Annotated in this window: 3 protein-coding genes; all 3 read left to right on the forward strand. The window is 35.3% G+C overall.

Annotated elements, in window-relative coordinates; genetic code table 11:
* Positions 1-104 precede the first annotated feature (104 nt).
* Complete coding sequence (locus tag BP92_RS0103160) at positions 105-7931, forward strand: PKD-like domain-containing protein (protein WP_026724715.1); 7827 nt, start codon at positions 105-107, stop codon at positions 7929-7931.
* Between the two features lie 274 nt (positions 7932-8205).
* Entirely contained in the window at positions 8206-8490 is a 285-nt protein-coding gene (locus BP92_RS0103165) for a hypothetical protein (protein WP_026724716.1), read from the forward strand.
* Between the two features lie 26 nt (positions 8491-8516).
* The coding region (locus BP92_RS15710; protein WP_035692743.1) for a PKD domain-containing protein at positions 8517-11398 on the forward strand (2882 nt) is incomplete at its 3' end.

The following is an 11398-nucleotide window of genomic DNA, read 5'->3' on the forward strand; positions in this document are numbered from 1 at the left end:
TTATGTATTTAATCTATAAAATATGCATTTCATCGATTAATACAAATGACGTAAAATATTTGTGTAAATTTGATATTAAAGAATTGTAATTATAAAAAGAAATAATGAAAAGAATTTTACTTTTAACAATGGTATTTTTTTCAATCTTCAGTTACGCTCAGTTTCCTGAAGGTTTTGAAGGTGCTACTTTTCCTCCAACTGGTTGGGTTGTTGAAGATAATGGAGTTGGTACTGCCCAAAGTTGGGGAAGAACAAATGCCGCTGGTTTTGGATGGGTACATCAAGGTACTTGGTCAGCAATGGTTAACCGTGATGGTGGTGCAACCTCTGCTGGTTTAGCCCAAGATTGGTTAATTACCCCTCAAGTAACAGTTCCAACAAATGGACAAATCAGATTTTATTCGAGATCGGGTTCAAATGGAGAACAAGGAAGTGTGTACAAGGTATTGATGTCAACAACAACTCAAAATAGAGCTGCTTTTACCACTACATTAGCTACTTACACAGAACTTGATATTGAAAATTTACCATTCAAGCAAATGGTTATTTTACTAAATGCTTACGCAGGTCAAAATGTTTATTTTGCGTTTGTAATGGAAGTTAATAATGGATTGGGGGACAGATGGATTTTAGATGATGTAAAAGTAGATCAACAATGTTTAACGCCAACAGCCTTAAATGTTACTCCGTTTTCAACAACAGCCAATTTGTCTTGGACAAGTCCAAATCCTGCTGGGCCATGGCAAATAGAATACGGACCTCAAGGATTTGTTCAAGGTACGGGAACCATTGTAAATAATATTTTAACCAATTCTTATACGCTAACAGGATTATCACCTTTAACATCTTACAGTTATTATGTTAGAACCATTTGTGAAGCTGATAATGTAAGCCCTTGGTCTGTAGTTAGAAATTTTACGACTACAGTTGCACCTCCAATATGTGGGGGTAATTTTGTAGATCCAGGAGGCGCAACAGGTCCATATCCTGGTAACTTTAATAATACTGCAACTCCAGTAGTTATTTGTCCTACTAATCCAGGGGAAATTGTAACGGTAACATTTAGTTCATTTAATACTGAACCTAATTGGGATGCATTATATGTATATGATGGACCGACTACAGCTTCACCATTAATTGCTAGTGGTAATCCGGCTGGTAATGGTGGTATTCCAGCTGGTGGATATTGGGGTACAACAATCCCAGGCCCATTTACTTCTTCACATCCGAGTGGATGTTTAACATTTGTTTTTAGAAGTGATGGTATTGATAATCGTGATGGATGGATTTCTAATATTAGTTGTTCAACATGCCCGCCACCTGCTAGAGTCAATTTAGTTAGCGCTACAGCATCGTCATTAAATGTTTCTTGGGTTAATTTAGCTCCATTAGCTACAAGTTTTGAAGTAATTTGGCTACCTGCTGGCTCACCACCACCAAATGCTACAGCAACAGGTCAAATTGTGACTGGAAATTCATATATTATACCAAGTTTAAATTCATTAACCACATACGATGTATATGTAAGACCTATTTGTAGTAGTGTGAGCACAACAGGTAATTGGTCTGTTAAAGGAACCTTTACAACCTTACCTGATTTTTGTGCAGGAGATCATTTTTATGATCCAGGAGGAGCAACAGCAAATTATCCAAATAATATAACAGCCACAAATGGAGGTACAACCACTATATGTGCTCCTAATCCAGGTGATTTTGTAACCGTGTTTTTTAATTCATTTGATATTTCTAATGATATCTTAAATATTTATGACGGAAATAGTAATGCAGCGACTTTAGTAAATATTGCGACTGGGAATACTGTTATTGAAAGTTTACAAAGTACAGGTAATTGCTTAACATTTGAGTTTTTAGCAGACGGAGTTAATAATGCTGCAGGCTGGGATGCTTCTATTGTTTGTGGACCTCCCTGTCCAAGTATTATTTCTACAATTACTAATTCTGTACCCGCAATTGCTGCAGATGGTAAATTAAGAATTTGTAAAAATCAAAATGTTCAATTTAGTGGTGGTTCTTCAACTAGTACAGATTTAACTGGAGCAACTTACATTTGGAAATTTGATGATGGTGTAACTCTTAATGGTCAAACAGTAAATAGAACTTTTGCAAATGAAGGTATCTATTTTGCAAATCTTACTATTATTTTACCAAATGGGTGTAGAAATACTAATAAAATACAACAATTAATTTATGTATCTACTGATCCAGTTTTTACAACAACTATTTCTGATAATGAAATATGTACCAATCAAACAGCTGTTTTGAGTGTAAATCAAACTTTTCCTACATTTGTAAAAACTTGTGAAGTTCCTTTAGTACAACCACCTCTTGTCGGGGATTTAGTTGGCGTTGTTCGTGTTTTACCTCAAATTATAGATTGTTACGAAGATTCCGCAACTATCACATCAGCATCAGATATTGTTTCAGTTTGTATAAATATGGAGCATTCATTTATGGGGGATTTTAGATTACGATTAATTAGTCCAGCAGGTCAAATTGTAATTTTAAAAAGTGAAAGAGGTAATGGTGCAACAAATGGACGTTATTTGGGATGTCCTATAGATCCTGGAGCTGGTCCAGGGACATTCAGACAATATTGTTTTACCCCTACTGCACCTTTATTAATTGATGACCCAGCAGTTCCAACAACTGTTTGTGGTAATGTTGCTGCAGCATCAGTAGTTGCGGGAAGTTATAGACCACTTCAGTCGTTTAATGGCTTTATAGGAAGCCCTGTTAATGGTCTATGGAGATTAGAATTTATGGATGACTGGGCAATTGATGATGGATATATTGAGCAATGGAGTATTGAATTTAATCCTGCTTATGTTCCTGCAAATTATCAGTTTACTCCAGTAGCTCAAACTATTTCATGGGATAGCGATCCAGATATTATTTCAACAAGTGGTAATCAAATTACAGTTAATCCATTAACTCCTGGTAATAAATGTTATACTTACAATGTTACTAATGATTTTGGATGTACTTACTCTCAACAAGTTTGTTTAGATGTTATTCCTGGTGTTGAATTTACTGATATAACAGCTTCTCCAACTCAAATTTGTAATGGAGGTGATGGTGTGTATACTTTCTCAGGTACTCCTAATGCAATAGTTACTTATAATATAAATGGAGGAGCTAATCAAACAATTACGTTAGATGGAACAGGGTCTGCTACATTAACATTGACAGGATTAAATCTTACTACTGATATCAATGTTACTTATATGACGGCTCCATCTGTTCCTACTGCAGGAAATGCAATTACAACAGTTGGTGGTGTTAATCCAAATAATTCTACCGGTGCTATTTTGGCTGCAGGTACAACTGCAAATACTGCAAATTCAACGACTATTAATTCTTCAAACACTACAGTAACACTAACATTAGCTCATGTTGTACCAGCAGGTACGCCAATAACTGTTAGTCTTGCAAAAAATACTACGACAGGAGCTGTTAATATTGTAGATGGACCTTCAACTTTGTTATTTAATACAGGAGCAATTAATATTTTACAACATGTAACTTTTATAAAAGGTACTACTTCAAATACTATTACTATTAATAGAGCAAATGGTACTGTTTTTTTAGATGGTGTATCTTATAATTATAATGAATTAGGTTGTGATAGACCATTAAATGATTCAGCTTCAATCGTTGTATATGCTACTCCGATAGTTAGCGTAACACCTGCAACTTGTACTGCAAATGGTTCAGCAATAATAACAAATTACAACCCTACTTTAACCTATGTGTTTAATCCTCTAGGACCTAGTATTGATGCAAGCGGAGCTATTCTTAATGCAACTTTTGGGACTTCATACACGGTTGCATTGGATAATGTTGCTTGTTTAACAAGTCCGTCACCTTTTGTTATTGATGCAATCTTACAAAATTTACCAACGCCAATTATTAATACTACACCTCCTACATGTTTAGCAGATGGATTTAGTACAATTACAAATTATGATGGAACTGCTACTTACACATTTACACCTGCTGGACCTTCAGTAGATGCCACAGGTTTGATTACAGGTATGGTTTTAGGTAATAGTTACACAGTGATAGCTTCAAATACAACATGTAATTCAGATCCTTCGACACCGTTCAGTAATTTAATTATGTTGGTTACACCAGTTGTTCCAACAGTTTCTGTAACGCCACCAACATGTACAGCAAATGGATTTGCAACGATTACAAATTATGATCCAGCAATTACTTATGTGTTTACGCCAGCAGGCCCAACAGTAGATGCTTCGGGTGTAATATCAGGAATGGCTTTCAATACAAATTATGAAGTAGCGGCTTCAAACGGAAGTTGTACTTCTGTAAACTCTGCTATTTTTACTATAGATCCAATTTTAGTAACACCAGCTGTTCCAGTTATTACAATGACTGCGCCAACGTGTTTAGCAGATGGATTTAGTACAATTACAAATTACGATGCTACTCTTACTTATGTATTTAATCCAGCAGGACCAACTGTTGATGCTACTGGTTTAATTTTAGGAATGACATTGAATACGCTATATGAAGTAACAGCGTCAAATGCAACGTGTACATCAGTTGCTTCGGCTCAGTTTAATAATTTGGTTATGTTGGTTACACCAGTTGTTCCAACAGTTTCTATTACTGCGCCAACATGTACGGCTGATGGATTTGCAACAATTACAAATTATGATCCAGCAATTACTTATGTGTTTACGCCAGCAGGTCCAACAGTAGATGCTTCGGGTGTAATATCAGGAATGGCTTTCAATACAAATTATGAAGTAGCGGCTTCAAACGGAAGTTGTACTTCTGCAAACTCTGCTATTTTCACAATAGATCCAATTTTAGTAACACCAGCTGTTCCAGTTATTTCAATGACAGCACCAACGTGTTTAGCAGATGGATTTAGTACAATTACAAATTACGATGCTACTCTTACATATGTATTTAATCCAGCAGGACCAACTGTAGATGCTACTGGTTTAATTTCAGGAATGACATTAAATACAATATATGAAGTAACAGCGTCAAATGCAACGTGTACATCAGTTGCTTCGGCTCAGTTTAACAATTTGGTTATGTTGGTTACACCAGTTGTTCCAACAGTTTCTATTACTGCGCCAACATGTACGGCTGATGGATTTGCAACAATTACAAATTATGATCCAGCAATTACTTATGTGTTTACACCAGCAGGTCCAACAGTAGATGCTTCGGGTGTAATATCAGGAATGGCTTTCAATACAAATTATGAAGTAGCGGCTTCAAACGGAAGTTGTACTTCTGCAAACTCTGCTATTTTCACAATAGATCCAATTTTAGTAACACCAGCTGTTCCAGTTATATCAATGACAGCACCAACGTGTTTAGCAGATGGATTTAGTACAATTACAAATTACGATGCTACACTTACATATGTATTTAATCCAGCAGGACCAACTGTTGATGCTACTGGTTTAATTTCAGGAATGACATTAAATACAATATATGAAGTAACAGCGTCAAATGCAACGTGTACATCAGTTGCTTCGGCTCAGTTTAACAATTTGGTTATGTTGGTTACACCAGTTGTTCCAACAGTTTCTATTACTGCGCCAACATGTACGGCTGATGGATTTGCTACAATTACAAATTATGATCCAGCAATTACTTATGTGTTTACACCAGCAGGGCCTACGGTGGGAACTGGAGGAGTTGTCTCTAATGCTCTATTGAATACAAATTATCAAGTTGCGGCTTCAAATGGAAGTTGTACTTCTACTAATTCTTCTCAATTTAGTGTTTTACCTATTTTACCTAAACCTATTTTAGTAAATATTGTTTCAAACAATGCAATTTGTGAAGGTACTTCTGGTACTATTACAATTACAACAACTCCAAATTCAGTTGTTACCTATAATATTGATGGAGGAGCAAATCAAACTGTAAATGTTAATAATACGGGTACAGTTACTATTGCAACACCTATTTTATTGTCAAACAGTACTTACAATGTTGTTTATGTTCAATCAACAATTGCACCATTTTGTGGTCAAAATCAATCGGGAAGCGCTACAGTTGTTGTAAATCCGATACCTGATGTAATTATTACTCCAACTCAAACCACTATTTGTTCAGGAACTTCAACAAGTATTAATTTAAGTAGTTCGGTTTCAGGTACAACATTTACTTGGGTTGTGGTTCAGCAATCTAATGTAACAGGTGCTTCAAATGGAAGTGGAAATGTTATTTCACAGGTATTAACGAGTACTTTAACAGGTGGCTATGTTGATTACTTGGTTACACCAACAGCAAATGGTTGTGTTGGTCCAGCTCAGTCAATAAGAATTAATGTTACACCACGTCCTAATGTTACAGCAATTAATAATAATCCAACTTTTTGTTCAGGTGGAGCTACTGATATTCAGTTAAGCAGCAATAATGTGCCTGGAGCTGTATTTTCTTGGACAGTAACAGGAGGTAATGTTTTGGGTGCAGCAGGAGGTACTGGTACCAGTATAAATCAAATTTTAACTGTAAGTCCAGGTACTACATCTACTGTGGAAGTCGTTTATACAATAATTGCTGAAGCGAATGGATGTTCAGGTCCACCACAAATAGTTCGTGTATATGTGAATCCGATACCAGATTTAAATTTAGCTAGCAGTACTGTTCCTTTATGTTCAGGAGATTCTACGAATATTTCGTTTACTGGTACAATACCAGGAACTGTATTTAGTTGGGTAGTTTTAAATAGTACTGGAGTTTCTGGTGCATCAAATGGAACAGGTACTAGTATTCAGCAAGTATTGACTGCTACAAGCCTTTCTCAAGGTTCTGTAACGTACCAAATAACACCTACTTTTAATGGTTGTACGGGAGTTTCACAAACAGTTACAGTTATAGTGAATCCTCGTCCAGAATTGTTTGCAAATCCAATTCATCCGCCAATATGTAGTGGTGTTCTTTCGACTAATATATTTTTATCAACATTTAATGCAGGTACTGTATTTAACTGGACTGTAAATTCTGTTGGAGTTAATGGTGCAACTGCTGGAAGTGCTCCTGGGCCTACTTATACTATTATTCAAAACTTAACGACTTCAGTTGATAATGTAGTTGGTTATGTAGATTATATAATTACTCCAACATTTGCTGGATGTTCTGGTACACCAATTACTGTAAGGGTAGTTGTTAATCCTTTACCAAAACCAGTTTTAACTGATGGATCAATTTGTGTGGATGAATTTGGAGTTCCATTCCAATCGTATACATTAGATTCAGGATTGGATAATGCTAATTATGATTTTGTATGGTATTTTAATGGAGTAGCAATCCCAAATTCAAATAACTCAACTTATACTGCAAATGCTGTCGGTACTTATGGTGTTATAGCAACGAATAGTTCAACTAACTGTGTGTCTTCTACGGTTGCTAATATGGTTACTGCTACAGTAGGTTCAACAGTGCCAGCTTCTGGATTAACAGTTACTCAAACTGGTTATTTTAGTGGTAATGCAACATTAGTTGTTAATGTAACTGGAGGTTCTGGTACATTGATGTATTCGTTAGATGAAGGTACATTGCAAACATCAAATGTGTTTACAAATGTTAGTGCTGGGCCACATAAGATAACGGTAATTGACACACAAGGTTGTACATATTTTACTTATGATATTTTTGTTATAGGGTATCCTCAATATTTTACACCAAATGGCGATGGTATTAACGATACTTGGTACATCGATGGTTTACAAAATACGGATGTAATTTACATTTTCGACCGATATGGAAAATTAATTAAACAATTGAGAGGTATTGAAGGATGGGATGGTACTTATAATCAAGAAAACCTTCCGTCAACTGATTACTGGTTCACTGTTGATTATTTAGAAAATGGAGTTAAAAAACAATTTAAAGCACATTTTGCGTTGAAGCGTTAATTTTATCGATATATATTATTTATAAACCACCTCAAAAGAGGTGGTTTTTTTTGTTAAAAATATTGTTTATTTTGGTATTTGTAATACTTTATCCTTTGTTTTGCTGATATTATTAAATAAATTTAAAATATTATAGTTAAAAATTTGAAAATTCAAAAAATATTTTAATATTTGTTTATTAACAAAACTTTAATAATTAATTGTTTTTTTAACATAATATTAATATTTAAAGGTTTGTTATGAAATTTGAATTCAACCCAAAATAAACGTATTTATGAAAATTTTTTTAATGATTTTTTTCAGTATTTTTTCCTTTTGTGCTTCAGCTCAGGAAAAGGGAAATAAAGTTGCTAATCCAAAAAATAGCAGTGTAAAAAACACAAAAAACGTTGTTGTTTCTAAATCAAATGATGATAATTTGAAGGAGACTAATAGATCTACGGATAAAAAGAGTTATCCAGATAATGTTAAAGCAGCTCCAGAAGAATTTTATATAGTAAATGATAAGCCGGTTGATAGGGTTACTTATTTAAAATATTTAAGAGCCAATAAAAAATAATATTTCTAATACTAAAATATAAGAATATGGGATTTAAAAATTACTTAGCTATTGTAGTATTATTTATATTGGGTAATGTACAAAACATATTTGCTCAACCTTCTAATGATGCGTGTGCAAGTGCAATTCCATTGACGGTTACTAATGGGTCATGTAGTTCAATACTCTATACAAATGTTGCAGCAACAACGGTAGGTTCAGATCCAGCCCCTGCATGTTGGTCTCCAGCTACTAGAAGTCATACAGTATGGTTTTCATTTGTAGCAACAACTGCTGATATAGAATTGTCAACTAATTTTGCTGGTACATTAGCAAATACTCAAATTGGGGTTTATAGTGGAACATGTGGATCTTTAACTCAGTTAGCATGTCAAGAAGACGTAAATACTGCAGGAGGTTTATTACATACAAATGTCATTTTACACGGATTGACAATTGGTAATACTTACTATGTAATGGTTGACGGTAATGGAACTTCTACAGGTACATTTGGAATTTGTGCTCAAGAAACACTGCCAATTGCGCCTCCTTCTCCAATTCAAGATTGTGATACAGCACAATTTTTATGCAATAAAAATAATGTTTCAATTCCAGACGGTACCGGTGGACCTGGTTTGGTACAAACAAATCCATCATGTTTTGGTTCGCCAGGAGAACGAGCTTCATGGTGGTACACATTTACAGTTGCAACTTCAGGAACTTTAAATTTTACAATTACACCTAATGGTTCTGTAGATTATGATTTTGCTGTTTATAATGTAACTACTGGCTGTCCTGGTACAGAGCTAGTTTGTAATTGGGATGCAACAACAGGCGCGACAGGTTTATGTGGAGCTGGTGTTGGTTGTGAAAATACTATTACGGTTACTGCTGGTCAAACATATGCAATTTTAGTGGATAGGTTTACATCAGCTTCTACATTTGGATTTGTAATGAATTTTACAGGTACAACAGCTACATTTACAAGTCCAACACCTTCTTTTACAGCATCTGCAGCTTGTTTAGGTCAAGCAACAAATTTTACTAATACTACCATAGGTAGTAATACTTATAGTTGGAATTTTGGGGATGGTTTTACATCTAATTTAGAAAATCCTTCTCATACTTATGCGGCTACAGGGACATATAATGTTACTTTATTAGTAACAACTGTACCTGGAGGATGTCAAAATCAAATTATCATTCCAGTTACAGTTAGCCCAATACCAACTGTAAATGCAGGTTCTGATACATCAACATGTTCAGGTGCTTGCGTAACATTATCGGGAGCTACTAATGCTACTGGATATACTGGACCTGCCTCTTTTTCTAATTCAACATCTTATACAATACCAGATGGAAGTACAACAGGTGTTAATTCTCCGATTTCTGTTTCAGGTGTTTTTCCTACTACAATTGCTGCAGGATCTATAGCTTCAGTATGTATTAATTTAACTCATGGCTGGGATTCTGATTTGGATATTTTTTTAAGATGTCCTGATGGAACTCTATTAGAGTTATCAACTGATAATGGAGGTTCGGGAGCTAACTATACAAATACTTGTTTTACACCAACGGCTGTTAATGTTATTGGTTCTGCTGGAAATACCACAGCTCCTTTTACAGGTAATTATGCTCCAGAGCAAGCATTTACTGTCTTAAATGGTTGTACGGCTAATGGAACTTGGGAACTTTTTGTTCAAGATGATGCTGGATTATTTTCAGGTTCAATTACTGGATGGACAATTACATTCAATAATACATATCCTCCTTTTGTTTGGTCACCTACTACGGCGATGACAGGTGCTAATACTTTAACACCATCAGTTTGTCCTACCACTACCACTACTTATACATTAACTGCTTATGGAGCTGGCGGTTGTGTAGTAACAGATACTGTCTTAGTTACCGTAACGCCAGGACCATCATTAATGTTAACTTCAGCAGTTGCTACTACAAATCAATCAGTATGTGCTAATTCTGCAATTACAAATATAACATATTCTGTAACAGGCGGTGCTACAGGAGCAACAGTGGTTGGATTACCTGCTGGAGTTACAGGTTCTTATCTTGCAGGAGTATTTACTATAAGCGGAACGCCAACAACACCAGGAACGTATAATTATACTGTTACTACTTCAGGAGGCGGCTGTACTGCGGCAACTGCAACAGGTGTTATTAATGTGAATAATGCACCAGTTTTAACTAGTATTACATCAACAACACCTGTTTGTTCGGGTAATAATGCTGTATATAATCTTACAGGAACTCCTAATGCAGTTATTACATATAATATTAATGGAGGAACATCACAAACAATAACATTAAGTGCTACTGGAACTGCAACGGTTACAGTTCCTTCTATTGTGGCTAATACCACATTAAATGCAATTAATGTAGCAGCTGCAGGTACTCCTGTAATTGGAAATGGATTATCTGCTACAGGAGGGATTAATCCTACAAATGCCACAGGGGCAATTTCGGCTTTAGGAGCCGCTGCCACAGCTGCGAATTGCTCTACAATAGATAATGCTAATAATACTCAAACAATAACTTTACAACATTTAGTTCCTGCAGGAACAATTATTACAATCAGTATTGCTAGAGATAATAATCAAGGGAGTGTAAATATTTCTGACGGAACAACTAATATTGGTGCATTTAGTGCTGGACCAAATGATGTTTTACAACAAATTACGGTTACAACAACTGTTGCTACAAATACTATTGTAATTACTAGGGTAAATGGATCTACATGGATTGATGGTGTTCAATACACAATAACTTTACCAGGTTGTTCAAATGCGATTGCCTTGTCAAATACTGTTGTTGTATCTTCATTGAATACTATTGCAGCAGGAACAAGCCAAACAGTTTGTGTTAACAGTGCAATAACCAATATTACATTAGCAACAACCGGAGCAACTGG

The sequence above is a fragment of the Flavobacterium sasangense DSM 21067 genome (genome assembly GCF_000686885.1).
Lineage (GTDB): Bacteria > Bacteroidota > Bacteroidia > Flavobacteriales > Flavobacteriaceae > Flavobacterium > Flavobacterium sasangense.